Consider the following 24,423-nt stretch of genomic DNA (forward strand, 5'->3'; position numbering starts at 1 on the left):
CCACGCCCGTCGGACGCCCGCGCAACCCGCTCCGGTCTAGCGTGACCGACATGGAAGAGCAGCGTGAAGGCAGGCCGGGTGGTCCGCCCCCGAAGTGGGGCGGACCACCGATGTGGCGGCACGGGCCGCCCTGGTGGAACTCCGGGTCCCAGGGGCCGAGGGCCCGCCGCCTGCCGTGGCTGACGACGGCCGCGCTCACCCTGTTCGTGCAGGTCGGATCGAGGTTCGCCGAGCACGGTCAAGCCGACCGGGTGGACATCGGCCTCTTCGCCCGGGTGTTGCTGTTCCTTGCCACGTCGGTTCTCCTGCTGCGCCACCGGTATCCCGTGCCCGTCCTGTACGCCACCGCAGGGCTCACGCTCGTCTACATCGGGGCCGGTTTCCCCTACGGTCCGATCTTCCTGGCCGTCGCCGTGGGCTGCTTCGCCGCGATCGTCGCGGGGCACCGGCGTGCGGTCTGGGGGGCCGTCGGCGGTCTCTGGTTGGGGCATCTGCTGATCGCGCACTGGCTCTACCGGTGGCTGCCGCCCGGCGACGACGGCGCCCGCCCCTGGAGCGAGGAGGTGGCGGCAGCCGTCTGGGTCGTCGCGATCATCGCGGTCTCCGAACTCGCCCGCGTACGCCGTGAACAGTGGGCCAAGGAGCGTGCCGAGCGCGCACAGGCCACGAAGCGGCGGGCGGACGAGGAGCGGCTGCGGATGGCGCGCGAGCTGCACGACGTCCTCGCCCACAGCATCTCCGTCATCAACGTGCAGGCGGGCATGGGCCTCGCGCTGCTCGACTCCGACCCCGAACAGGCCCGCACCGCGCTGACCACCATCAAGGCCGCAAGCAAGGAGGCGCTGGGGGAGGTGCGTCAGGTCCTTGACACCCTGCGCGCCCCCGGCGCCGCGCCGCGCGCCCCGGCGCCCGGCCTCGACCGCCTCCCCGAACTCGTCGAGCAGGCAGGGAGCGCGGGACTGACCGTCGAAGTCACCACGGAAGGCACCCTGGTGCCGCTGCCGCCGGGCGCGGACCTCGCCGCGTTCCGCATCGTCCAGGAGGCGTTGACGAACGTCGTACGTCACTCGGGTTCGCGCCGCGCACGCGTGTTGGTGCACCACGAGGCGGCGTCGCTCACCCTGCGGATCGACGACGACGGGCCCGCCACCGGCGCCGATGCGGGCGGCAGCGGCAACGGACTTGCCGGAATGCGGGAGCGTGCCGCCGCCCTCGATGGCACGATCGAGGCGGGCCCGCGCCCTGACGGCGGCTTCCGCGTGACCGCCGTACTGCCCCTGGCGGCGGACGAGGATGCCAAGGCCCGCACCGCACCTCGGGAGGACCAGTGATCCGCGTACTGCTCGCCGACGACCAGTCCCTGGTCAGAGCAGGTTTCAAGGCGCTCCTCGACGCACAGCCTGACATCGGCGTCGTCGGGGAGGCCGCCGACGGCGACGAGGCGGTGCGGATGGTGCGGGAACTGCGCCCCGACGTCGTCCTGATGGACATCCGCATGCCGCTGCTCGACGGGCTTGCCGCCACCCGCCGGATCACCGACGAGCCCTCTCTGGGCGACGTGAAGGTGGTCATGCTCACCACCTTCGAGCTCGACGAGTACGTCTTCGAGGCGATCCGCTCCGGAGCGTCGGGCTTCCTGGTGAAGGACACCGAACCGGAGGAATTGCTGCGCGCGGTAAGGGCGGTGGTCGAGGGCGACGCGCTGTTGTCGCCGGGTGTGACGCGCCGCCTCATCGCCGAGTTCGCGGCGCGTTCCAAGGAGCCCGCGGCCGCCGGTGCTCTCGACGGACTGACCGAACGGGAGCGGGAGGTGATGGCCCTGGTCGGCATCGGCCTCTCGAACGAGGAGATCGCCCGCCGTCTGGTGGTCAGTCCGCTCACGGCCAAGACGCACGTCAGCAGGACCATGGTGAAGCTGAACGCCCGGGACCGCGCTCAACTCGTCGTCCTGGCCTACGAGTCGGGCCTGGTCCGCCCCGGCTGGCTGGGCTGAGGCGGCACGCGCCGGTCCCGGTCCGGTGCCCGTCCCGGTGCCGGTCCCGATTCCGGCCCGGTGCCCGTCCCCGTTCCGGTGCCCGTTCCGGTGCCGTAGAGGATCGTCGCCAGCACCGCGAAGAAGATCACGGCCCCGGTGGTCTCGACCGTGTCCGCGTCGCGCTCGGCCTGCGTCCGTCGACCCGTCCTCCGGGCCCGCTCCAGTGGCGGGCCGAATGAAGCGTGCATAGAACGGGAGACACGTACATGTGCGGGGCGAGGATGCCCCGCTGAAATGGAGAGACGAGATGGCCGCTGAGTCATTCTCCGCCGCAGGGGAAACATCCGGAACCGGCGATCCGCTGGTGTCCACATCGGTCCACTGGGGCACCGCACAGCTCGGCGGCCCGCTCCGCGAGGACACCGCCCCGCGGCCGCAGGCAGCAGGCCACGTCACCGACGAGATGTCCCCGGCAGGGGCCGTGGCCGTCGCCGACGGCAGAACCCCGGAACCGACCGTGGCCGAGGCAGGCGATCGACCCCCGGAGCAGGCGGCGCCCGGCACCGACGACGACGCGGTGCAGGAGCTCATACGCGTCGCCGTGCTGTCGCGGCCCCTGGACGACGTGGTCGACCTGGTCACCCTCCTGGAGCAGTCGCCCGACGGCTCGCCGACCGCCGCCTCGGTACTCCGCCTGGCCGCCGTGGCCCGCTCCGTCGACGACGTCACCCGGCTGGTGGAACTCCTCGGCCCGCCCGAACACCCCGCCGACCACATGGACGAGGCCATCCGGCACGCCGCCGAGGAGCGGCCCATCCCGGATGTGACCCGCCTCGTACGCCTCCTGTCCCGTCCCCCGCACGATCCGCACAGCGGCGCCGAGGTGGTGCACGCCGCGGGCACGACCAGGTCGGTCGAGGACCTGATGCAGCTGATCGACAGCCTGCGGGAACAGCAGGACACAGTCGGCGCGGACAGCACCGGAGACAGGGGAGACGCCGACAGCAACAGAGGCACCCAAGGCACCCCAGGAACCAAGAGCGCCGACAACGCCAAGGGCAGCGACAGCGTCCGGGCAAAGACCACGGCCGCCCCGCTCGCGGCATCCGTCGCCGCCGCCCGCCCCACTTCCACCCCGGACGCCGCCGCCACCCAGGTGCGGAGCACGACCTCCCTGGTGTGGCTGCGGCGCGTGGCAGGCGTACTCCTGCTGCTCTGCGCGGCGGCTCACGCTCCGCTGAACTGGTCGGACGCGCCCGCCTTCGGTCTCCCCGCCGCGCTCGGCGTCTCCGTCGTCTGCGCCGCGGCGGGTGCGGCCCTGTGTCTGAGCGGGTCGCCGTTCGTGGCCGTGGCGAGCACCTTGGTGGCCGGTGCGCTGACCGTCAGCCACCTCGTGGACGACCGGATCGACTCGACGACGCTCGCCTACGTCCTGCGACCCGACCGGGTGACGGCACCGCTCCCGACCCTGTCCGCGGCGATCGCCACGCTCGCCTCGCTGCTGGTCGTGGCGCTCACGGTCGCCGCCCTGAGGGCCTCGGCCAACCGGGACCGCCCCTGATCCGCCCCTGACCGCCCCCGGCCGGGACGCAGGCGCATTAAATGCGCGTGCATTTAATGACGATGCAATGAAGTGGCGAATCTCTGCTAGCGTGCGGTCCCATGGCGGTGAAATCGGCCGAGCAGGGGCTCGTGGACCAATGGCGCGGCATCCTCGCGGTGCATGCGCGCACGCTGTGCGAGCTGGACCGGGAGCTGCACCCGCACGGCCTGGGCGCGAGTGACTTCGAGGTGCTCGACGTACTGGCCGAGGGATCGTCGGACGACGGTGGCTGTACGTTCCGCGTGCAGGAGATTTCCGCGCAGGTGCATCTGAGCCAGAGCGCGCTCTCCCGCCTCATCGGGAGGCTGGAGAAGGACGGCCTCGTGGAGCGCGGCATGTGCAGCGAGGACCGTCGCGGCGTGCGCGTCTCCCTCACCGACAAGGGTCGAGCACTCCACCAGGAGGTGCGGCCGCTGCAGCGGGCCGTCCTCGGGCGGATGCTCGACGCCTCCACCGGCTGACGGTCACATGACGATGGCGGACTTCTCCCGCCACAGTGCCGCCAGCGCGCGCTCCCCGGTCACCTGCGGGAACGGCAGCCGGTTCCACAGCGCCAGATAGAGCCGCGCCGCGGAACCCGACACCTCGCAGTCGGCGGGCGCCGTCGTGCCGTGCTCCGCGACCGGGGGCCCGTCCGAGAGGCGTACGGTCCACGTCCGCTCGTCCCGCGGGTCCGTGGTCCGCACCCGCAGCACGGACGGGACGGCGCTGCGCACCTGGCTCCTCTCGCGGGCGTGGAAGCCGAACAGCAGCTCCTCGATCCCGTCCACGGCGAAGGCGACGTCCATCGGGGACGGGGAGCCCCCGCGCGCTGACTCGGCGTCCACCCGGTGGACGGTCGTCTCGTTCGCCTGCCGCCGGGCCCAGAAGGCCAGGGGGGAGGGGGCGGGCAGGAAGGTCCAGCAGTCGATGTCGGGCGGCGTCACCGTGAGCGTGGCGACGAGTGCGGCGTGCCCCTCCCGGAACCACTCGACGAGGGCTTCGCCGTCCAGGTCGGGGAGTTCGCCGCCGAGCCGGTACGAGGTGCGCGGCTCGGTGAGGAACGCGGCCGCCCAGCGGTGGACCATTCCCGTGTGCCGCAGCAGGTCCCGCACCTGCCAGTCGGGGCAGGTGGGCACCTTGGCTTCGGTGCCCGCCTCGGCCGCGGCACGGGCCAGTAACTGGCCCTCCTTGTCGACCACGTGAATGTGCTCGGAAATCTCCATGCGGCAGATTGTGTCGGACGCGGCGCGCTGGAACCGGAACCTCCGGGTGATGTCGGACCAATGGCGTACGTCCCGTGGTCACCTGCAATCCCGAGAAGCAATACCGGGGAGCCGCTCAACTGCCTTGCTGTAAAGGCGCGTTGAGGGCGGCTCGTTGCTAGGGTGACGCCCATGCGGATAGGTGTGAACGTCCCCAACTTCGGGCCAGGGGCGCACCCGGATCACCTCGCCCGTTGGGCCGAAACCGTGGAGGGTCTCGGCTTTGATCTGCTGATGATGTCCGATCACGTGGCGATCACGTCGGACGTGGCCGAGCGGTATCCCGCGCCGTTCTACGAGCCCTTCACCACGCTCGCCTGGATGGCGGGAATCACGACCGGGATACAGCTGGGGACGACCGTTCTCATCACCCCCTACCGGCATCCTCTGCTGGTCGCCCGCATGGCCGCCAACCTGCATCAACTCAGCGGTGGCCGACTGATTCTGGGCGTCGGCGTCGGCTGGGCCCGAGGGGAGTTCGAGGCGCTCGGCATCCCCTTCGAGCGACGCGGCGCACTGACCGACGAACATCTGCGGACGATGCGGGCCGCGTGGCAGGACGACGCCGACTATCGCTCGGGGCAGATCCCGATCTGGATCGGCGGGAACAGTGACGCGGCCATGCGCCGGGCCGTGCGTTTCGACGCTCCATGGCACCCGCTGAGTTTCACGATGCCCTGGTTCAGGGGGGCGCTGGCGCGACTGAGGGGAACGGCCGCCCAGCTCGGCAGGCCCGTGCCGGGGCTCGCGCCACGGATCCGGCTCCGGCTCGCGGAAAAGCCGGTCGACCACCCGACGCGCCGAGCCGGAGAAGGCACTGTCGAGCAGTTCTTCGAGGACGTCGAGGAACTGCGCCTGGCCGGTGCCGACGCCGTGCTGCTCGACCCTTACCACGGTGACCCCGAAGAGACCCTGCGGCCCGAGGAGGCCTGGCAGGCGCTGGCCGTCGTGGCCGCACACCGGACGTAGCCGTACATCGGACGCAGCCCCCCATCGGACGCAGGCGCCTCTACAGGGACGGAGTCACAGTGACACCCCACGACCGCGACCTTCCCGACCGCGACCTTCCCGACCATGACCTCTCCGGAACCGACGCCACCGACGCAACCGCCGTCACCGGAACCGATCTGCCCTACCTGCGCCGCTGCGTGGCACTCGCGGCCGAGGCGCTCGACGCGGGCGACCTGCCGTTCGGGTCCGTGCTCGTCGACGCGGACGGCGAGATCAGGGCCGAGGACCGCAACCGCGAGTCCACCACCGGAGATCCGACGGCCCACCCGGAGTTCGCGCTCGCCCGGTGGGCCGCACTCCACCTGACCGCCGGGGAACGGGCCGCGGCGACCGTGTACACCTCGGGGGAGCACTGCCCGATGTGCGCGGCCGCGCACGGCTGGGTCGGCCTTGGCCGCATCGTGTACGCGAGCTCGTCCCGGCAGGCCAGAGAGTGGAAGGCCGAGTGGGGCGTGCCCCTCGCCTCGCCCTTGAGTCCGCTGGCCGTCCGGGACGTCGTGCCCGGTCTCGAGGTCGCCGGTCCGGTGCCCGAACTGGCGGATCAGATACGTGAGTTGCAGTGGCGCTTCCGTACGGGGAAGCGTGGGGGCGGCGACGTCAGACCATGAACTGGTCGTACTTCGCCATGTGCTCCCGCAGCTCCTCCATGCTGGGATTGCGCCCGTTGGCCGTCAGACGGCCCAGGCCGCGGAAGTAGTCCTCGCGGTCGTAGATCGGGTAGAACATGATCAGCAGGGTGGCGTCCTCGGTGCCCCGGTTCGTGAAGCCGTGCGGCTCCCCCTTGGGGACGTACGCGAACGCGCCCGGCTCACCGACCACCTTGCGGTCGCCGATGGTGAACTCGATCTCGCCCTTGACCACGTAGAACATCTCGGTGGACTGCTTGTGGATGTGCGGGGCCGCGCCCTTCGCCTCCGGAGCCATGTGATGCTCGAAGAAGCCGAACTCCCCGTTGGAGTCGGGCGTGGTCAGCTTCAGATACGTCCTCTTCGTGTCGCGGATGTCGACGTACTCGCCTTCACCGGCGGGGACGTACAGCGGAACGGACATTTTTCCTCCTGAGTGATGTGCGAGTTGAGGCCTGCCGGTCCGGCGGGCGGGGGCGATCACGTGGCCTCGGCCAGGGTCTGGGGCTGCTGCGGTCGGCGGTCCGCCTGGGCCTGGGCCCAGCGGCCGATGACCGGCGCGGCGAGACCACAGACGGCGAACAGCGCGGCCAGGACGACCCACCCGGTGGACCCGGCCGTGATGACCACGCCGACCACGATCGGTGCCGCGATCTGTTGGACGGCCACGCCGAGCCAGAAGACCGAGAGATAGACGCCCTCCTGACCGGGCGCCGCGAGCAGATACGAACCGCCCCAGCCGCCCGCGGACTGGAACAGCTCCCCGGCGGTCAGCGCGATCATGGCGAGGAGCAGCACGCCGACCCCGACTACGACGGGCGGCTTCGGCGCCGCGACGAGCAGCAGGCAACAGACCGCGAGGGCGACACCGGCCCGCACCAGCCCGCGTGCGGAGCCCGCGATGGTCTCGGTGCCCCGGCTGGCGCGTACCTGCAAGGCAACCGCGAGCACGGTGTTGACCGCCACCAGGGGCGAGATCACCGCGGCCGGGGCGTCGGTGTGTTCGACGATCCACAGCGGGATGCCGATGCTCAGCAGGGTCATGTGCATGGTGAGCACGGCATTGATCCCCGTGAACGACAGGAACGGCCTGTCCCGCAGCGCGTCGACCGAGAAGCGGCGCCGCAGGCTCTTCGCCGGTGTGCTGAGCACCGGCAGCCGGTGGGCCAGGGTCGCGAGCACGGCGAACGAGACGGCGTTGAGCAGCAGGATCGCGCCGTAACCGGCCCGGGTGTCGATCAGCAGTCCGACACCGCCGAGCAGGGCGCCGACGGTGAAGCCGACATTGCGCAGCGACCGCAGCACCGCGACCACCCTGACCCGGTCGTCGGTCGCCGTCACCTGCCCGACCAGGGCCTGTTCCATCGGCGCCGCCGCCTTGTCGACCAGACCGAGCAGACACACCACCGTCAGGAACTGCCACAGGTTCTGTACGAACGGGTACAGGACGAAGCACGCGCAGCGCCACAGGCTCACCCCGACCAGCACCTTCTTCGGGCCGATCCGGTCGGCGAGGATGCCGATGGGGACGGCCGTGGTCAGCGCGATCGCGGCGGACAGGGCCAGACCGAGGCTGAGCTGGCCCACGGAGAGACCGACGGACCGGGTGATGAACGGCACGGAGACGGCCAGGAAGGCGCCGGTCCCGACGGCGTCGATCATCGCCATCACGGACAGCCTGAGGCCGACCCGCCCTCCGGGTATGCTCCGGGGCCACCCCCGGACGCGCTGCCAAAGAACAGACATCTGCTTCCTCAATCCGTGGTCGTACGGGTCGTGGTGCGGCGGGGCTCCGTGGTGATGCGGATGGCGGCGTCCGCGTCGAGGACGCGTCGGCGCGTGCTGTCCGCGTCGGGGCCGGTCGCGATGACGTGTCCGGCGCGGTCCCAGGAGGACGCCCACGGCCGGACCTCCTGGCCGGGCTCGACGTCGACCTCCACGGTCCTCACCCCGGGCAGGGCCTGTGCCGCCTCCGTCCCCGCGACCTCCGTGACGGTGCCGGGCTCGGCGGCCAGGAACCGGATCGCCGAGGTCAGTCGCGCGGTACGGGGGAGGGTGACCGGACGCCCGGCCAGCAGGTCGATGAGGGCCACCCTGATCCGTGTGCCGTAGGCCAGGTCGTTCAGGTCGATCAAGTAGTCGCCGGGGCAGCGTCCCGCGCACTCCACCAGCGCGGGACCGGACGCGGTCAGGATCCACTCGGCGTGCAGGATCCCGGTGCGATAGCCGGTCGCCACGACGAGCGCCCGCATGGCCTCCTCGAACGCGCCCTGGGTGTCCGGGTCGAGCGGGGCGGGCAGCAGATGACCGAGCTCCACGGGGTAAGGACCCGGGATCACCGTCTTGGCCGTGATGTTGTGGAAGACGATCTCGCCCTGCCGCACCAGCGCCTCGACGCTGTACTCGGGCCCGCGCAGCCGTTCCTCGGCCAGGAAGCGCCACTTCAGGTGCCGGTCGGGCACCTGCTCGTACTCGGCGGCGGAGGAGGTGCGCTCCCACGCCCGCGCCGCGGTGGCCGCGTCGACCGAGTCGAGGAGCTGTACGCCGACGCTGGCCTGCCGGTTGGCCGGTTTGACCACCACGGGGCCTTCGGCGGCGAAGTCGAGGATGTCGTCGGGCCCGTGCACCTCGCGCCAGCGCGGACCGCGGACACCGCCCGCGTCGCAGACCTCGCGCAGTCGGACCTTGTCCCGCAGCGCCTGTGCGGCGGGCTCGGTCGCGCCCGGCAGCCCCAGCTTCTCGGCCAGCGCGGCCGCCGCGGGCACCGCGTACTCCAGGCCGGGGACGACCGCGGCCACCGGGCGCTCGGCCTCCAGGTCGGCCACCAGGTCGAGGGCCCCCGCCGACTGCTGGTAGTGCGCGGGAACGATCCGGTCCAGGCAGCCGAAGCGCGTCGCCGCGTCCCCCAGTTCCCGTTTGCGGATGATGTCGGGCTCTTCGAGGACCACGACGGAACCGTCGGGGACACTTCCGTCGATGGCGCGCAGGTACGCCGCGTTGTAGCCGACGAACACCACCTGTCCTTCGTCGTCCGGGACGGCCCGCGGCTCCCCGGTCCGGCCGTCCGCCCGAACCGGCGTCCCGTCGATGACCAGCTCGATGGCGGCGAGCACCTCCGCGCACCGGCTCCGGGCCTCCCCGGGCGTGGCACCGGAGACGATGACGTGCCCTTGGCGGCCCTTGGAGTCACGGACCTCCGCCACGGTGTCCCCGGTGCGCAGCCGCAAGGTCAACTCGTCGACGTACGACAGCGCTTGAACCCTCTGCAGGCCGCGGATCGCGTCGACACGGCCGGGCGGGAAGGTGAAGAACCGCACGGCCGCCGTCGCCGTCGGCTCCGGCACCTCGGCCGGTGTGCCCGCCAGACCGGTGAAGATCGCCTGCTCGATGTCGAGGCCACCGGCCAGCTCGACGAGCCGCGGGATCCGGTCGCCGCCGAGCCTGGCCTGCGACTCGACGATGCGCGGGCCGCGCGCCGTCCAGATCACCTCGGTGTGCGCGGGACCGAACCGGTACCCGCACACGGTGAGGAAGCGGACCGCCAGTTCCTCGACGGCCTGCCTGCGGTCCGGGGGCAGCGGCGCCGGATGGACGTGCCCCACCTCCACGAACAGCGGCGGAGCGCCCAGCAACTTCTCTGTGGTGCCGACGACTTGGTGCCTGCCGTCGTGGCTGAGCGTCTCCACGCTGTACTCGGGCCCGCTCAGGTACTCCTCGACCAGGAACGGGCCGTCATAGCCGTACGTGTCCACCAGCGTGGTCCAGTCCGCCAGGTCCCGCGGCTCGCGCCACAGGAACACGCCGCGGCTGCCCGCGAGCGCGACCGGCTTGACGACCGCGGGCAGGCCGATCCGCTCGACCGCGGCCGGGACTTCGTGCCGGGTCGGCGCCGACTCGTAGGCCACGGGGGAGAGTTGGTGCCTCGCGAGCAGGTCCCGCATCGCGTGTTTGTCGGCGAGGAAGCGGATCGCCGTGGCCGGATTGACCTCGGCGCGCAGCTCCTCGGCCACCTCGTGGGCGGCGACCATCGTCTCCTCCCTGCCGAGGTGGTGGACGATCGAGACACGGTGTTCCGTGGCCACTTCGCGGAGGGTGCGGCGAAGGAGATCCTCGTCCCGGAAGTCCACCGTCACGAACAGGTCCGCAAGGGCGCGCACGTCGTCGAGATAGGCGGGCGTCTCCAGCCGTGGGTCCCAGATCGCGCCGACCCAGAACCCCGCGGCCTGTGCCTTGCGCACGAACTGGCGGTAGGGCATCACCATCAGCAGCCGCGGCCGGTCGTCGTGCGCCAGGGCATGCGCGGGCAGGGGTGTCGTCATCGGGCACCGCCCCGGTCGGCCGCCGTCACCGTGGATGCCACGGGCGCCGGGGCCTTCTCGTGGGCGAGCAGGCTGAGATACCGCTCGCCGGTGTCGGGCAGCAGCGTCACGATGCGTCGGCCCCGGTACTCGGGACGGGCCGCCAGGACGCCGGACGCATGGACGACCGCGCCGCCCGACACACCGGCCAGCAGACCGGCGTGCAGTGCGAGCCGCCGGGTGGTGTCCATGGCGTCCGCGTCGGACACCGTGATCACCTCGTCGATGAGGCTCTGTTGCGTGGTCGGCGCGATGAAGCCGCCGTTGAAGCCCGGGATGCCGTGCGTGCCGGGCCTGCCGCCGGACAGCAGCGGCGAGCCCGCCGGCTCCACCGCCACGATCCGCACCGCGGGGTGGCTCTCGCGCAGATAGCGCCCCGCGCCGCTGAGCGTACCGCCGGTGCCCACTCCGCAGACGAACACGTCGATGCGCCCGCCGACGTCGCTCCAGATCTCGGGGCCGGTCGTCTCGTAGTGCGCCCGTGTGTTGTCCGGGTTGTCGTGCTGGCGGCAGAACCACGACCCGGGTGTCTGCAGGTGGAGTTCCTCGGCCTTGTCGACCGCCGCCTGATAGCCGCCGCTGTACGGGGTCCGCACCACTTCGGCACCGAGCGAGCGCAGCATGGCCACCCGTTCCCGGGTCGCGTTGTCCGGCAGCACGATGACACAGCGGTAGCCGCGGGGCGCCGCCAACGCGGCCAGCGAGATGCCGGTGTTGCCCGAGGTCGCCTCGATCACGGTGCCGGAGCCCGGGACGAGCAGTCCCTGCTTCTCGGCGCCGCGCAGCATCGTCAGGGCGGCCCGGTCCTTGCTGCTTGACCAGGGGTTGAACGACTCCAGCTTCGCCAGCACCTCGGCATCGGCGGGCGCCCCGTCCACGATCCGGTCAACGGGTAGCCTCAGTAAGGGAGTTCCGCCGACGAGGTCGGTCAGGGAGTCCGCGACCGGGCGCCGGGAGACCGGCTCGGTGCGGATGCCGATCTCCTGGACGGCGGCCTCCGCGGTGCGCGCCGCCAACTCGGCCGTCCCGGCCACCACCAGCACATGTCCGGCACGGTCCCCGTTGCGACGCAACTCCCGTACGACAGAACCCGGCTTGGGCTTGACGACGACCTCCTCCACGCCGGGCAGCGCGGCGGCCCGCTCCCGGCCGGTGACCGACACCACCCGGCCGGGCTGCGCCGTCAGATAGCGGATGGCGGCGCCGCCGACCGGATGCCTGGGCAGCACCGGGTCGGGCAGCGGCTGACCGAGGTACTGGCGGGCCACCAGCTCCAGGGACTTGATGCCAAGCGCGCGGTCGACGAGGTAGGTGATCTTTCCACCGGCGGGCCGCGGGTTGATCTCGATGAGCTTGGGTCCTGACGCGGTCAGCTTGACCTCGACGTGGGCCATGCCCAGGTCGAAGCCGACCGCGCGCAGCGCCTCCACGGCCAGCTCGCCGCAGGCGCGCACGAGCGGCTCGGGCAGGCAGGAGGGGAAGGTGTGCGCCAGCTCGACGAAGTAGCCGAGACCGACGACCGACTTGTCGGTCACCCCGAACACCTCGTACCGGTCGCCGTCGGCCAGCACCTCCACACTGACCTCGGGTCCGGTCAGATACTCCTCGACCATCAGCTCGTGGTGGCGGGCCTGGCCGCGGGTGTTCTCCGCGCGGGAGCGGATCAGGGCGACGTGCTCGGCGGCCTGCTCCGCGGTGTCCACCAGGCGCACGTCGGCGCTGCTGGTCTCGTCGGCGGGCTTCACCACACAGGGCAGACCGATCTCCGCCGCGGCCGTCGCCGCCTCCTCGGGCGTGCCCACCGTGCGGAACGCCGGTATGGGCACGCCGAGTTCGGCACAGCGGCGGCGCATCAGCGCCTTGTTGCGTGCGGTGGCGACGCCGTCGACACTGACGGTGGGGAGCCCGAGGTGGACCGCCACCTCCGCGGCCACGACCACGTCGTACTCGGCGAGGGTGAGGAACGCGTCGAAGGGGTGCTCGGCCCCGGCCGCGTGCACGTGCGGCAGAAGGTCCTCGAAGACGTTCGTCTCGCAGCGGACGATGTCGTCGACGTAGCGGTCGAAGTAGGCGGGCCCGCCCGGGACGGCGAGGTAGCGTTCCAGGTCGCGGGTGAAGAAGGTGACGCGGCAGTCGAGTTCCTTGATGATCTGCAGGCCCTCGAAGCCGGAACCGGAGAGGTTGCTCTCCAGGACTCCGACGTGAATCATCTGTGCCTCCGTTGACAGACCGGCCCGTGGCCGGGTCGTGCTTCGGTGAATGTCCGTGCCTCGGCACGTGCCGTGCCGTGGTGAATGTCCGTGCATCAGGGAGCAGCGGGCCGTTACCAGCACCCGGCGGTGGCCAGGGTGCGCAGCAGGTGGTCGGACTCGGCGCGCTCCGCGGGCGACAGCGGTACGACGACCCCGGCCACGGGAGCCGTCACCCGGGCCCGGGGCGGCACATCGCCGAGAACCAGCGATCCCGCGCCGATCAGCGCGTCGTCGCCGACGGTGACGGGGCCGAGCACGATCGCGTTGGTGCCGAGCACCACCCGGTCGCCGACGACCGGGTGCCGTCGGGCCCCCGGCTCGCGCCGCTCGTCCCGCCACCAGCCGACCGCGCCCAGCGTGACCTGGTGGAAGATCGTGACGTCGTCGCCGATCTCGACGGTCTCCCCGATGACGACGGCGGCCCCGTGGTCGATGAACACGCGGCGGCCGAGCCGCGCGCCGGGGTGGATCTCGATGCCGCCGGTCACCGAGCGCGCCAAGTAGGCGATCAGCCGGGCGAGTTGACGGTGTCCGCGGGTGTAGAGGACGTGTGCCGTCCGGTGGGCCCACAGGGCCGGGAGCGCGGGGTGCAGCAGCGCCTCCGCGCGGGTGTGGATCGACGGGTCCCGGGCCACGATCATGGCGAGGTCCTGCCGCATCCTGGTGATGGTCCTGCGCATGTGCTCAGCCGCCTCAGTAGTCCGGACTCTTGACCAGATGGCCGGGATCTTCGACGATCTCCGGTATGTAGACCCGCTCGTTCCACGCGTCCTGGGCGACAGGTTCCAGGGCGATGGACACCACGCCCTCGTCGACCGAGAAGGCGGTCCTGACCGCGCTGGTGATCGCGTCCACCAGGGCCGATATCTGCGTGTCCTCAAGGTTGTTCGGGAAGTGCTTGATGGTGACGTGGGGCATGGGGATGACCTTTCTGGGGAGCCGTGCGGTCCGCACGGCGGTGACGAGTTCGTCCACTCCGCGCGCACGCAGCAGCGCGTAGTGGTCGGCCTGCAGCCGGTTGATCCTGGGAGGCGTGCTCGACAGCGCGTGGCCCAGGTCGATGAAGGAGTCCTGGTCGCCCGCGGCCCGGAACACCGTGACCGGTGCCGTGACCCGGTGCCCGGCCATGTCCTCGGGGGCGTACTCGAACAGGAAGGTCAGCCGGACCACGCCGACGATCCTGCGCACCAGCTCGCGGTCCAGATGCTCGAACCGGGAGCAGAGGCACGCGATGAACGATTCCTCGTCGTGGGTCGATGCCAGGCATTCGGCGATCGCCGCCCGCTGGATGTTCCCGGCGAACACGGAGTAGAGGATCGAGACGAAGGCGGGGTCGGTGAAGTCGACCGTCGCCCCGGTGGGCGCGCCGTCCCCGACCTCCACGGGCGGCTTCCCGGGCGCAAGGAGCATCACCTCGTCGACGCGCTCCCCGGCCCGCTCGAGCTCGCGGGCGACCGCGAAGGCGACCCGGGCCCCGAAGGAATAACCCCACAGCGTGTACGGACCGGTCGGCTGCACCTGCCGGATGAGCTCGATGTCCTTGGCGACCATCTCGTCGAACGTCGGGTACGCGGTCTCGCCCGGGTTGATCCCGTACGCCTGGACGCCGAGGAACGGCCGCGAGAGATTGAGCCGCCCGGCCAGCAGCCGCAGGCTCATGGGGTAGCCGCCGAGGCCGGGCCAGCAGAACACCGGCCGCCCGCCGTCCGTGCCGCCGAGCCGCACCGTCCGCGACAGCGCGGCCGCGGGCGTGCGGTCGACGAGCCGGGCCAGACCGGCGACGGTCGGCGCGTCGAACAGCACCTGGAGCGGCAGGGAACTGCCCAGCTCCCGGTTGATCCGGCCGACCAGGTTGACCGCGGTCAGCGAATGGCCGCCGACGGCGAAGAAGTTGTCCCGGATCGAGACCCGGTCCTGGCGCAGCACCTCGCGCCACAGCGCGGCGACGGCCTCCTCGGTGGGCGTGCGCGGCGGGACGACCGGCGCGTCGGCGTCGTCGACGGCGGCCTTGTCCAGCTCGCGCAGGGCCTGGTGGTCGATCTTGCCGTTCGGGGTGAGCGGGAAGGAGTCGAGGACGGTGACCCGATTGGGCACCATGTAGGGCGGCAGGGTCTCGGCGAGGTTGTCCTTGACGATCTCGGCAGGCCCCCGCATGTGGACGGAGTCCTCCTTCATGCCCTCACTGAGCCGTTGCTCGGCGCTGACGCGGCCGCCGACGGCGAAGTAGGAGGCGGTGTCCGGACGGGCGGCGGGGTCCGGACGGGCGGCGGTCTCCGGTCGAGCGGCCGTCTCCGGTCCGGCCCCGAGGAGATCCGTGATGCGCCGGGCCGACCCCAGGGGGTTGCCGGTCTCCGAGCTGTAGCCGGAGGACATCAGCCCCAGGCCGACGTCGTTCAGCTGGAGGCGCTGCAGCTCCCGGCCGAGGTCGACGTAGCGCTGCCACGGCGCAGCCGCGCCGCCGATCATGCTGATCCCGAAGCTCGACCGTGCGTACACCTCCTGGTTGATGGCGATGACGTCCTGCTTGCGGACAAGACCGTCGGACACCCGCACCAGATCCCCGTCTCGGTACCGGTACTGGCCCTCGGCCAGATCGGCGACGCGGCCGGGGTGGGCCTGTACGTACAGGTCGACCGGGCCGGGCGCGACCGCCGCGGCGGCCGTCTCCACTTCGTACGTGGCCAGGTAGAAGTCCTCGTCCGGGCAGCGGAGCACGTCCTTGACGCCCGGCTCGTCCGCGCGGGCGCCGACGCGCAGCCCGTACTCGGGGAGCACGTGGTCGAACAGGCCGACCATGTGGCCCGCCTCGAACCGGAGGACTTCCTCGATGTTGTTCTGGTAGACCGGCTCGATGGCCGCCCGGTGCCCGATGAAGTGGACCCGCAGCCCGGGCCTGCCCACGGGCGCGGGGCCGATCAGGGTGAGGCGGTGGTCGACCGGGTGGTAGTAGTAGTGGCCCGCCTCCAGACCGGCGATGCCGGACAGCTCCACGTACAGCTGGGTGGCGTACAGGGAGCCGGGTGAGGCGTACCCGTACTTGGGAAGCAGCCGTTCGCCGCTGGGGAACTGGCCGAAGTAGCGCAGCAGGGAGCCCAGTTCGGCCAGGGTGAGGGTGTCCGGGGCGCGGGGCGCGGTGGTTTGCTGCGCCGGGCGGGCGAGCAGAGCAAGGATGTCGTCCCGGGTGACCTGGCCGCCTTCGTAGAACCGGTAGGTCTTGCGGGCGAACACCGTGCGCCGCTGCCGGGCCGTCGCCGTCTGTCCTGGCAGGTCGACGACGGGCAGTCCGTCGTCCTGACGGGCCCCCAGATTGCCCAACTGGGCCTTGAGTTGCAGCTTGCTCTGCTTGGACTGGTGGTGGGCGCCGTGGTTGCCCTGGTCCATCAGCGCGGCCCGGTCGGGGTCGAGTTCGACGAAGGCGACGAGGTTGGCGCCGGTCCGCGGATCGTCCCGGACCAGCACGGCGGCGGACTTCACCCAGTCGTGCTTCTCGACGGACACCTTGATCTCGTCCAGCTCGACCCGGAAGCCGCGCAGTTTGACCTGGCTGTCGGTGCGGCCGAGGAACTGCACGGTCCCGTCGTCGTTCAGCCGGGCCAGGTCTCCGGTGCGGTAGAGGCGGGTGGGGCGGGACGCGCCGGTGCCGGTGAACGCGCCGGTGACGAACCGGTCGGCGGTCAGCTCGGGATTGTTCAGGTAGCCGCGGGCCAACTGCGGCCCGGATATGTACAGCTCACCGGAGTCGCCGGGCGCGACCGGCTGCCGGGCGGTGTCGAGGATGTGGAATCCCGTGCCGCGCACCGGGCGTCCGATGGGTAAGTGGTCCGGGCCGTGCTGGACGGCCTGCCGGTCCACGCGGTGGGACGACGCGTTGATGGTGCACTCGCTGGGGCCGTACAGGTTGGTCAGTTCGCACTCCGGCAGCGCGTCGAGGAGCTCGGTCGCCAGACTCTTGGTGAGCGCCTCGCCGCCGCTGAAGACCTGGGCGAGCGAGGTGCAGTCGGACAGCCGTCCGGTGTCGGCGAGCGCCTGCAGCAGGGTCGGCACGCCCTGCAAGGTGGTCACCCCGTTCGCCTGGATCAGGTCGACGAGTCCGCCGGGGTCGGCGTAGACCCCCGGTTCGCTCATCACCACGCTCGCGCCGCAGGCCGGTGCGAGGATCTCCCACTGCGCCGCGTCGAAGCTCAGCGGTGTCTTCTGCAGCACCGTCTTCGTCCGGTCCAGGCCCTGTTCGTCGGCCAGCCAGCGCATCTGGTGGACGATGCTGTGGTGTTCGATGCCGATGCCCTTGGGGTTGCCCGTGCTCCCGGAGGTGTAGATGACGTACGCGAGGTCGTCGCCCTTTACGGGCGCGGGGGTCGGCTCGCCGGTGGCCCCGCCCCGGGCCACGGTGACGATCTTCGTTTCCGGGGGAGTCATCGCGGCCAGCCTGGAGACCAGGGACTCCTCCGTCAGGATGACCTCGGTGCGTGAGTCCGCCACCATGTAGCGCACCCGCTCGTCCGGATACTCGGGCGACAGCGGCAGATAGGCCGCCCCCGCGCGCAGGACACCCCAGACGCTCACCATGAGGTCGATGGAGGGCTGCAGGAAAATGCCGACCCGTGCATCCGCGGTGGCGCCGAGATGTCGCAGACGGTCCGCCAGTTCCCCGCTCCGCTCGCCGAGCTGCTGAAAAGTCAGTCTTTCCGCGCCGCAGGAGACGGCGGTCCGGTCGGGCTGGGCGAGTACGACCGCGCGCAGCATGTCTGGCAGGGACAATTCCTTGGGCCCCGTGGGGTTCGTCATCATTGTCTTACCTGGAATCCGTAGACTTTTTGGATGTGTCATGGCAAAGCTTTGCCGAAGCATGCGGAAATTCGGTGAAGCGGTCGTGCCGAAGTGGCAGCCGGAATCGACCTTCGGTGGTCGACCTTCACGCGAAAACAGCCGAGGTGGGCTGGAAATGGAAATGTGAATGGGAATGGCGCGACGGAATCAGTGCCTTGTGGTACTTGGATTTCGTCTCAACCGGAAAGCGCTCAGGCGCGCATGGGGTGCGTGTCATGCATGTCAGGCATAGTGGGGTACGACATGCGGACGCGCAGGCGCCTGTCATGAAGGGGAGTTTCGCGACCCAGCGCGAAGCTCTGTCAGCGCTCGGAAGGCCTCAGCAGCGTGAACCGATGCGCCGAGTCGCCTCAAGGAATTTCACGTACATGCCTTTACACTCTCCCCGTTTTGACCGGCCGGGTTGCGATCAAGCATATGGATCAGAAGAACGGTGCGGATCAAAGGAACGGTACGGATCAAAGGGTCCGACCTTGAATTCCCGATCCCGGCGGGTCATCTCTAGTTGAGCGCTCACCTTAATTCCTGGGAACGCCGCTTGTAAAACATTATTTTTGTTGCATAACTCAGGGGTTGGCCTGACTGCACGAGTTGTGAACGCTCGATCGACATCCGGTTGCGTCGTGGGGCGCCATGCGGGCGCGCGCGTGCTGGCGAAACGGACGTCCGCTTTACAGAGTCCAGGTTCCGGCAACCTCCGGCCAATTGGCCGGAAAAGGGGGTTGACGTGACGGGCGGTGGGGTTCGCTCCGGTCACTCTTCACTCAGGGCACGCAGACGCGCCGCCCGTTTCTCGCCACGTCCCCTCGCTGTTCCCTCAGTCGCGGGTCGTGTAGCCGATGACGGCGGCGAGGCCCGCAAGCACGGCCACGCTGGTGAGGGCGGTGGGCAGGGTGAACCAGTCGGCCATGAAGCCGATGGCGGGCGGGCCGAGCAGCATGCCGCCGTAGCCGAGCGTGGAGGCGGTGGCGACGCCGCCGGGCCCGGCCAGCGCGCCCGCGCGTTCGACGGCGACGGGGAAGATGTTGGCCAGTCCGAGGCCGGTGACGGCGAAGCCTAGGAGCGCGAGCCAGGCGGTGGGCGCGAGCGCGCCGAGCAGCATGCCTGCGGCCGCCGTGGCGCCGCCGGCGACGAGTATCGGGGTCTGGCCGAGCCGTTCGAGCAGGGTGGTTCCGCTGAGTCGGCCGAGGGTCATGGCGAGGGCGAAGCACGAGTAGCCCGCGGCTGCGACGCCCGGGTGGGCGGCCAGGTCCTGTTCGAGGTGGAGGGCGCCCCAGTCGGCGAGTGCTCCCTCGCCGAAGGCGGTGCAGAGCGCGATGAGGCCGAAGACGACGACCATGCGGCGGGTGCGGCCGTCGAGGCGCCGGGGGCTGCTGTCGCTGTCCGGGGCCGGGTCCAGGTTCAGTGCCGGGCGGTCGGCGGGCGCCGGGGGATCGAGGCGCAGGAGAGCGCGTCCTGCGACGGCGGTGATGAGCAGGCCGATCACGGTGAGGCCGACCAGATGGCGCGTGGGGGACAGGGAACCGGCGATCAGCCCGCCGAGCCCGGCACCGGCCATGCCGCCGAGGCTGAAGGCCGCGTGGAAGCTGGGCATGATCGGGCGGCGCAGGGCGGCCACGAGGTCGACGGCGGCGCTGTTGAAGGCGACGTTGATGCCCCCGTACGCCGCTCCGAAGATCAGCAGCACTGCGCCCAAGGCCGCCGCCGAGTGCGTCAGGGGAGGCAGCGCGACGCTCAGCGAGAGCAGCACGCCGCAGACGACGGTCACCGGATGGGTGCCGAAGCGGCGGCAGAGCCGTCCGGTCAGCGTCATCGTGATGACGGCGCCGACGGAGACGCCGAGCAGCGCGAGCCCGAGATCACTGGCCGACGCGCCGGTCTGTTCCTTGATCGCGGGGATGCGGACGACCCACCCGGCGAAGATGAAGCCGTCCAGGGCGAAGAAGACCGTCAGGACGACGCGGAGGCGGCGGAGGTCGGGGGCGGCGACGGCGGGCCGCGACGCTGCGGTCCCGATTTTGTTCAGTGGCGGCACAAAGTCAGAGTAGAGGTGCGCATGGGGCGCGGACAAGACGGTTCCGTGGCGGTGTGCGCGACGACGAGAGCCGACGGGCGCGGCGACGAGATGGCGACGTACGCGATGACGAGATGCCGACGTGTGCGGCGACGAGATGCCGACGTGTGCGACGGCGAGTGCCGGAGTGCGCGACGGTTCCGGGGAGGAACGGGCGGATGACGACTGAACAGCGGGAGCGTGTACGGATCATGGGAGACTCGCCCTCATGAACGGCAAGGCTGCCCCCCGTGCCGAGGGGGAAGTGACCACGCGTACCCGCCTGGAGCGAGGGCGGGGCGCGCTGGGCCCCGCGCTCGAACTGGTCCACACCGGGCGTGCCCCCACCCGTGCCGTGCTCACCGCGGAGCTGGGCGTCACCCGCGCCACGGCGGGCGCCGTCGCCGCCGAGCTGGAGGCGCTCGGGCTGATCCGGATCGACGCGAAGCCCAGCGCGGCCGCGGGATCACAGGGCAGGCCGTCGCACCGGCTCGCCGTCGCGGAGGCAGGACCTGTCGCGCTCGCCGCGCAGGTGCACGCCGACGGGTTCAGGGCCGCGCTGGTCGGGCTCGGCGGGAGCATCGTGGCGACCGCGCCGGGCTGCGAGACCGTCGACGCCGATCCCGCGCGGGTCCTCGGATCGGTCGTCGAAGCGGGCGCGGGCCTGCTGCGGGAGACCGGCAGGCGCTGCGTGGGCGCGGGTCTCGCCGTGCCGTCCGCGGTCGCCCAGCCGGAGGGCACCGCTCTCAATCCGCTGCACGTGGCGTGGCCCGCGGGGGCGCGGGTCAGTGAGATCTTCGCCGACTGCGTACGGGACGCGGGCATCGCCGGACCGGCCTTCGCGGGCAACGACGTCAACCTCGCGGCACTCGCCGAGCACCGCCACGGCGCGGGGCGCGGCGCCCGGGACCTGCTGTGCGTGGCGACCGGCCACCGGGGTGTCGGCGGCGCCCTCGTCCTCGACGGCCGCCTGCACACCGGGAGTTCGGGCCTCGCCCTGGAGGTGGGGCACCTCACCGTGAACTCCGAGGGGCGCCCCTGCTACTGCGGCAGCCGGGGCTGTCTGGACGTCGAGACGGACCCCCTGGCCTTCCTGACGGAGGCGGGCCGCGAGCCGGGACCCGAGGGCCTGCTCGTGCAGGCCCGCGAACTGCTCGGCGGCTCCTACGACGACCCGTCCGTACGCTCCGCGGCCGAGGCCCTGATCGACCGCCTGGGCCTCGGACTGGCGGGCCTGGTCAACATCCTCAACCCCGACCGCATCATCCTCGGCGGACTGCACCGCGCCCTCCTGGAGGCGGACCCGGAACGCCTGCGCGCGGTCGTCGCGGACCGGAGCCTGTGGGGGCGCAGCGGTGGGGTACCGATCCTGGCGTGCACGTTGGACCACAACAGCCTGGTGGGGGCGGCGGAGTTGGCTTGGCAGCCGGTGCTCGACGACCCGTTGGGGGCGCTGGGGTAGGAGGAGACGGCGAGGGCCAGTCCGCTCCGGTCCGGTCGCGCCCGGTCCGGTCCGGCCGACCGGGCGGACCGCCCCGAACCGGGCGACTCTGACTTCCACGACGGTCGGCCCGACCTGCAGCACGACGCCACACTCGGTCCGACCGTCACCTCAACTGCCTTTGCGAGGAAGGACTTCAGCCATGAGCCCGGGTGTCGAGCGGCAGCTCCAACAGTTCTTCCGGGGGCCGGAAGCCGGACCGCTGCCAGAGCGGACCGCTGCGCTCTGAGGGCCAGGCGATCAGAGTGTTGAAGTCGGCGCTGCGCGCGTGCTGTTCGAGCGCTTCGAGGAGTGCCGATCCCGCTCCCTTGCCGCGTTGTGGTGGCGTGACGTAGAAGTTCGTGACGTAACCGATCGGGCTGTTGTCGCCGTATGGGTCCGGCACCCTCTCCACCGGGCACGGATGAGCTGTTCGAGCTGGTGCGAGTTCCTGTACGCGCAGGTCAGCGACGCACGCCGGAACCGGAGGAACCCCGATGATGTCACCGCCCGTGCCGACCCCCGCCGCCGGAGAGGCCGCGTTCATGGCCGAACTGCGCCGCCTCAAGGCCTGGTCGGGGCTCAGCTACCGGGAGCTGGAGCGTGCGGCGGCCGCGGCGGGCGAGGTGCTGCCGTACTCGACGGCGGCGACCATGCTCCGCCGCGACCGCCTGCCCCGCGAGGCCGTCCTCGTCGCCTTCGTCGTCGCGTGCGGCCTGGACGCCGGAGACATCCGGCAGTGGGTGGCGGCCCGCCGGGACATCGCGGTGGGCGCACGGCCGTCCGCCGTATCCATCAGGGAGCAGCCCGAGCCGCGAAGGGACCGCCGAGGGCGGCGACGCCCGCCGCGCTTGCGCCTCGCGGTCGTCGGCGCGGCGGCGGCCGCCGTGGTCTTCGTCGGCGCGGGCACCGCGGCGCTCGGCGTGACGGGCTTGTCCGTGCAGGAGGAGCGGACGGTGGAGCAGACCACTCCCTGACGTCGGGTGACCGTCCCGGCCCCGCCCCAACCACCGTGCGGAACCCTGGGGCCATCCTGTCGACTTGGGTCTCACACCCCCTGCGGGACCTTGTCTGCGGCCTCCTCCACTGACGTGGCAGTCGGGGTCGGGGCCGGGTCCAGGAGGCGGCGCCGCACGTCAGGTACCAGGGAGGCGAGGCCGAGCACGGCCAGACCGGCGCCGATCCACAGCGGGGCCCGCAGCCCGTACGTGTCGATGGCGGGGCCGCCGACGGACGTGGCGATGATGATGCCGAGCGTGATGAAGGACGTGTGCACGGTGTTCACCAGGGAGCGGGCGTTGCCGACGCGCTGGACGCGGGTCACCAGCGCGGGGTTCATGGTGACGCCGACCAGGCCGATGCCCAGCATGAACACCACGGCGGGAACGGTCAGTTCGGCGAAGAGCGCGAACCCGACGAGGAACGTCAGGTTCAGCGCCAGACCGACGACGAGTACGGGGATGGTGCGGCGGTCCGCCAGCCTGCCGACGACGGTGTTCCCGATGACGGTGGCAGCGCCGTACGCGATGAGGAGCAGCGGGACGGTCCCGGTGGAGAAGCCCGTGAGCTCGGTGAGGATCGGGTTGAGGTAGCTGAAGGCGGAGAAGGTCGCGCCGATCACGAAGGTGCTTGTGGTGAGGGTGAGCCACAGCCGGGGCTTGCGGAAGGCGCCCAGCTCCTGTCGGAGGCTGCCGGTCTCCTCGCCCTCGCCGTCGGCGCTCGGCACGCCGACGAACGTGGCCGCCGCGGCGAGCACGGTCAGTACGGTGATCGCCCAGAACGCGGCGCGCCAGCCGAGGTGTTCACCGACGACCGTGGCGAACGGGAGCCCGAGGAGCGTGCCCAGCATCAGACCGTTGAGGGCCACCGCCACGGCACGGCCGCGGACTTCGGGCCGGGTGATGCGGGAGGCCAGGGATATGGAGACGCCGAAGAACGCCTGCGAGGCGATGCCGGTGAGGACGCGGGCGACCAGCATGGTGCGGTAGTCGGGCGCGAGGGCCGCGAGCATGTTGCCCGCGAGGAAGATGCCGAACAGCAGCATCAGGGCCGACTTCTGACGCATTTTCAGGACCGCGACGGTGAGGAAGGGGCCGCCGAGCGCCATCGCGGCGGCGAAGGCGGTGATGAGATAGCCGATCTCGGGGATCGTGGCGTCCAGCCCGTCCGCCATCTGCGGCATCAGTCCTGCGACCACGAATTCGCTGGTCACCATGGCGAAGATGCCGAGGGCCAGTACGTATACGGCGCGGGGCATGGTGGGGTGCTCCTGTCGGGCAAGTTTTGGATGGATCAGTACAAAAAAAGGGCGTGCGAGGGTGCGGAAGGTCGAAGAGGAGGGTCGGCGGCCGGGAGGTGGTCGTGTTGCGTCGCGCGCCGCTACCGGTCCGTCGCGAGCGCGTCCATCGCGGTCTCGGTGATGGCCTGCAAGGTGGCACGGTCGGCGCCGCCCTGCGCGGAGACCCGCATGCCGCCGATCACCGCGTTGACGTATCGGGCCAGCGTGTCCGCGTCGCGCCGGGACGTGATGTCGCCGTCCTGCTGTCCGGCGCGGATCGTGACGCGCAGCGCGGTGAGCCGCGTGTCGAGGTCCCGCTCCAGCATCCTGGCGGCCTCGGGGTCGCGCCCGGCGAGCTCGACCGTGGTGTTGACGGTGAGGCAGCCGATGCTGTGGCCGTTCCGGCGCTGCTCGAACTCCCCGTCGATGACCCGGTCGAACAGCGCGCGCAGGCGCTCCGTGGCCGACCGCTCCACGTCTTCGAGGATCGTGAGCTGACCGGCGTTCATGCCGTCCATGTACCGGGTCAGGGCTCGCCGGAACAGGTCGTGCTTGCTGGTGAACGTGTTGTAGATGCTGCTGCGGCCCAGGCCGGTGGCGTCGCACAGGTCCTGGGTCGAGGTGGCTTCGTAGCCGTTCGCCCAGAAGGCATGCATCGCCGCGTCCAGGGCCCGCTCCTCGTCGAAGCTTCTCGGTCGGGCCATGTCGGAACCGTA

General features: G+C 71.2%; 19 protein-coding genes and 1 pseudogene. 8 read left to right on the forward strand and 12 right to left on the reverse strand.

Annotation, left to right across the window (positions count from 1 at the left end):
- The first annotated feature begins 50 nt into the window (after positions 1 to 50).
- The 4 genes from AC068B_RS19775 to AC068B_RS19790 all read left to right on the forward strand — a co-directional run bounded on the left by AC068B_RS19775 (position 51) and on the right by AC068B_RS19790 (position 4,039).
- Positions 51 to 1,331, forward strand: coding sequence for a sensor histidine kinase (locus tag AC068B_RS19775; protein ID WP_478672891.1), 1,281 nt, complete (start codon positions 51 to 53; stop codon positions 1,329 to 1,331).
- Complete coding sequence (locus AC068B_RS19780; RefSeq protein ID WP_356253901.1) at positions 1,328 to 1,993, forward strand: response regulator transcription factor; 666 nt, start codon at positions 1,328 to 1,330, stop codon at positions 1,991 to 1,993. The genes AC068B_RS19775 and AC068B_RS19780 overlap by 4 nt, the downstream gene beginning before the upstream one ends.
- Before the next feature lie 289 nt (positions 1,994 to 2,282).
- The gene (locus AC068B_RS19785; RefSeq protein ID WP_478672893.1) at positions 2,283 to 3,536 is read left to right on the forward strand and encodes a hypothetical protein; all 1,254 of its coding nucleotides are present in this window, start codon (positions 2,283 to 2,285) and stop codon (positions 3,534 to 3,536) included.
- 101 nt (positions 3,537 to 3,637) lie between these two features.
- Positions 3,638 to 4,039: a MarR family winged helix-turn-helix transcriptional regulator gene (locus AC068B_RS19790; RefSeq protein WP_356253892.1), complete on the forward strand. Its 402-nt coding sequence runs from the start codon at positions 3,638 to 3,640 to the stop codon at positions 4,037 to 4,039.
- A 3-nt stretch (positions 4,040 to 4,042) separates the two neighbouring features.
- On the opposite strand, the gene AC068B_RS19795 is transcribed toward AC068B_RS19790, so the two are convergent.
- Positions 4,043 to 4,783, reverse strand: coding sequence for a maleylpyruvate isomerase family mycothiol-dependent enzyme (locus tag AC068B_RS19795; protein WP_478672894.1), 741 nt, complete (start codon positions 4,781 to 4,783; stop codon positions 4,043 to 4,045).
- Positions 4,784 to 4,954: 171 nt separating this feature from the next.
- Here AC068B_RS19795 and AC068B_RS19800 point away from each other — a divergent pair, with 171 nt between their 5' ends.
- Complete coding sequence (locus AC068B_RS19800; RefSeq protein ID WP_478672896.1) at positions 4,955 to 5,791, forward strand: LLM class flavin-dependent oxidoreductase; 837 nt, start codon at positions 4,955 to 4,957, stop codon at positions 5,789 to 5,791.
- Positions 5,792 to 5,949: 158 nt separating this feature from the next.
- Positions 5,950 to 6,441: a nucleoside deaminase gene (locus tag AC068B_RS19805; RefSeq protein WP_478673280.1), complete on the forward strand. Its 492-nt coding sequence runs from the start codon at positions 5,950 to 5,952 to the stop codon at positions 6,439 to 6,441.
- On the opposite strand, the gene AC068B_RS19810 is transcribed toward AC068B_RS19805, so the two are convergent.
- The 8 genes and pseudogenes from AC068B_RS19810 to AC068B_RS19845 form a co-directional block, all read right to left on the reverse strand.
- A complete protein-coding gene (locus AC068B_RS19810; protein WP_356253883.1) occupies positions 6,431 to 6,883 on the reverse strand; it encodes a cupin domain-containing protein in 453 nt (150 codons plus the stop codon). The two genes, AC068B_RS19805 and AC068B_RS19810, sit on opposite strands and share 11 nt — an antisense overlap.
- Positions 6,884 to 6,939: 56 nt before the next feature.
- A complete protein-coding gene (locus AC068B_RS19815; RefSeq protein ID WP_478672897.1) occupies positions 6,940 to 8,127 on the reverse strand; it encodes an MFS transporter in 1,188 nt (395 codons plus the stop codon).
- A gap of 86 nt (positions 8,128 to 8,213) precedes the next feature.
- Positions 8,214 to 10,778 (reverse strand): ATP-grasp domain-containing protein, encoded by a 2,565-nt coding sequence (locus AC068B_RS19820; protein WP_478672899.1) that lies wholly within the window; start codon positions 10,776 to 10,778, stop codon positions 8,214 to 8,216.
- Positions 10,775 to 12,046, reverse strand: coding sequence for a pyridoxal-phosphate dependent enzyme (locus AC068B_RS19825; RefSeq protein ID WP_478673281.1), 1,272 nt, complete (start codon positions 12,044 to 12,046; stop codon positions 10,775 to 10,777). Before AC068B_RS19825 ends, AC068B_RS19820 begins: the two co-directional genes overlap by 4 nt.
- A gap of 6 nt (positions 12,047 to 12,052) precedes the next feature.
- Positions 12,053 to 13,123: pseudogene (locus AC068B_RS19830) on the reverse strand (ATP-grasp domain-containing protein); the annotation flags it as partial.
- A gap of 17 nt (positions 13,124 to 13,140) precedes the next feature.
- Positions 13,141 to 13,749, reverse strand: a complete 609-nt coding sequence (gene epsC, locus AC068B_RS19835; RefSeq protein ID WP_478672900.1) for a serine O-acetyltransferase EpsC — start codon at positions 13,747 to 13,749, stop codon at positions 13,141 to 13,143.
- Between the two features lie 13 nt (positions 13,750 to 13,762).
- Positions 13,763 to 17,857: an amino acid adenylation domain-containing protein gene (locus AC068B_RS19840; RefSeq protein ID WP_478672901.1), complete on the reverse strand. Its 4,095-nt coding sequence runs from the start codon at positions 17,855 to 17,857 to the stop codon at positions 13,763 to 13,765.
- Between the two features lie 856 nt (positions 17,858 to 18,713).
- Positions 18,714 to 19,931 (reverse strand): MFS transporter, encoded by a 1,218-nt coding sequence (locus AC068B_RS19845; RefSeq protein ID WP_478672902.1) that lies wholly within the window; start codon positions 19,929 to 19,931, stop codon positions 18,714 to 18,716.
- 247 nt (positions 19,932 to 20,178) lie between these two features.
- Between AC068B_RS19845 and AC068B_RS19850 the strand changes: the two genes are divergently transcribed.
- Entirely contained in the window at positions 20,179 to 21,411 is a 1,233-nt protein-coding gene (locus tag AC068B_RS19850; RefSeq protein WP_478672903.1) for an ROK family protein, read from the forward strand.
- Between the two features lie 175 nt (positions 21,412 to 21,586).
- Here the strand turns inward: AC068B_RS19850 and AC068B_RS19855 are convergent, their stop codons facing one another.
- Positions 21,587 to 21,835 carry a GNAT family N-acetyltransferase gene (locus tag AC068B_RS19855; RefSeq protein ID WP_478672905.1) on the reverse strand — a complete coding sequence of 83 codons (249 nt, stop codon included), beginning with the start codon at positions 21,833 to 21,835 and terminating at the stop codon, positions 21,587 to 21,589.
- Between the two features lie 91 nt (positions 21,836 to 21,926).
- Here AC068B_RS19855 and AC068B_RS19860 point away from each other — a divergent pair, with 91 nt between their 5' ends.
- Positions 21,927 to 22,406, forward strand: coding sequence for a hypothetical protein (locus AC068B_RS19860; protein ID WP_478672906.1), 480 nt, complete (start codon positions 21,927 to 21,929; stop codon positions 22,404 to 22,406).
- Between the two features lie 71 nt (positions 22,407 to 22,477).
- On the opposite strand, the gene AC068B_RS19865 is transcribed toward AC068B_RS19860, so the two are convergent.
- A complete protein-coding gene (locus tag AC068B_RS19865; RefSeq protein ID WP_478672907.1) occupies positions 22,478 to 23,686 on the reverse strand; it encodes an MFS transporter in 1,209 nt (402 codons plus the stop codon).
- Between the two features lie 122 nt (positions 23,687 to 23,808).
- Positions 23,809 to 24,411: a TetR/AcrR family transcriptional regulator gene (locus tag AC068B_RS19870; protein ID WP_478672908.1), complete on the reverse strand. Its 603-nt coding sequence runs from the start codon at positions 24,409 to 24,411 to the stop codon at positions 23,809 to 23,811.
- Between the last annotated feature and the right edge of the window lie 12 nt (positions 24,412 to 24,423).

Source organism: Streptomyces sp. NPDC042371, from assembly GCF_056437465.1.

Excerpts from the sequence above, each read along its gene's own strand:
- AC068B_RS19775 (WP_478672891.1), top strand. The coding sequence starts at position 51 with ATGGAAGAGCAGCGTGAAGGCAGGCCGGGTGGTCCGCCCCCGAAGTGG.
- AC068B_RS19785 (WP_478672893.1), top strand. The coding sequence starts at position 2,283 with ATGGCCGCTGAGTCATTCTCCGCCGCAGGGGAAACATCCGGAACCGGC.
- AC068B_RS19790 (WP_356253892.1), top strand. The coding sequence starts at position 3,638 with ATGGCGGTGAAATCGGCCGAGCAGGGGCTCGTGGACCAATGGCGCGGC.
- AC068B_RS19795 (WP_478672894.1), bottom strand. The coding sequence starts at position 4,783 with ATGGAGATTTCCGAGCACATTCACGTGGTCGACAAGGAGGGCCAGTTA.
- AC068B_RS19800 (WP_478672896.1), top strand. The coding sequence starts at position 4,955 with ATGCGGATAGGTGTGAACGTCCCCAACTTCGGGCCAGGGGCGCACCCG.
- AC068B_RS19810 (WP_356253883.1), bottom strand. The coding sequence starts at position 6,883 with ATGTCCGTTCCGCTGTACGTCCCCGCCGGTGAAGGCGAGTACGTCGAC.
- AC068B_RS19815 (WP_478672897.1), bottom strand. The coding sequence starts at position 8,127 with ATGGCGATGATCGACGCCGTCGGGACCGGCGCCTTCCTGGCCGTCTCC.
- AC068B_RS19820 (WP_478672899.1), bottom strand. The coding sequence starts at position 10,778 with ATGACGACACCCCTGCCCGCGCATGCCCTGGCGCACGACGACCGGCCG.
- epsC (WP_478672900.1), bottom strand. The coding sequence starts at position 13,749 with ATGCGCAGGACCATCACCAGGATGCGGCAGGACCTCGCCATGATCGTG.
- AC068B_RS19840 (WP_478672901.1), bottom strand. The coding sequence starts at position 17,857 with ATGATGACGAACCCCACGGGGCCCAAGGAATTGTCCCTGCCAGACATG.
- AC068B_RS19850 (WP_478672903.1), top strand. The coding sequence starts at position 20,179 with ATGAACGGCAAGGCTGCCCCCCGTGCCGAGGGGGAAGTGACCACGCGT.
- AC068B_RS19860 (WP_478672906.1), top strand. The coding sequence starts at position 21,927 with ATGATGTCACCGCCCGTGCCGACCCCCGCCGCCGGAGAGGCCGCGTTC.
- AC068B_RS19865 (WP_478672907.1), bottom strand. The coding sequence starts at position 23,686 with ATGCCCCGCGCCGTATACGTACTGGCCCTCGGCATCTTCGCCATGGTG.
- AC068B_RS19870 (WP_478672908.1), bottom strand. The coding sequence starts at position 24,411 with ATGGCCCGACCGAGAAGCTTCGACGAGGAGCGGGCCCTGGACGCGGCG.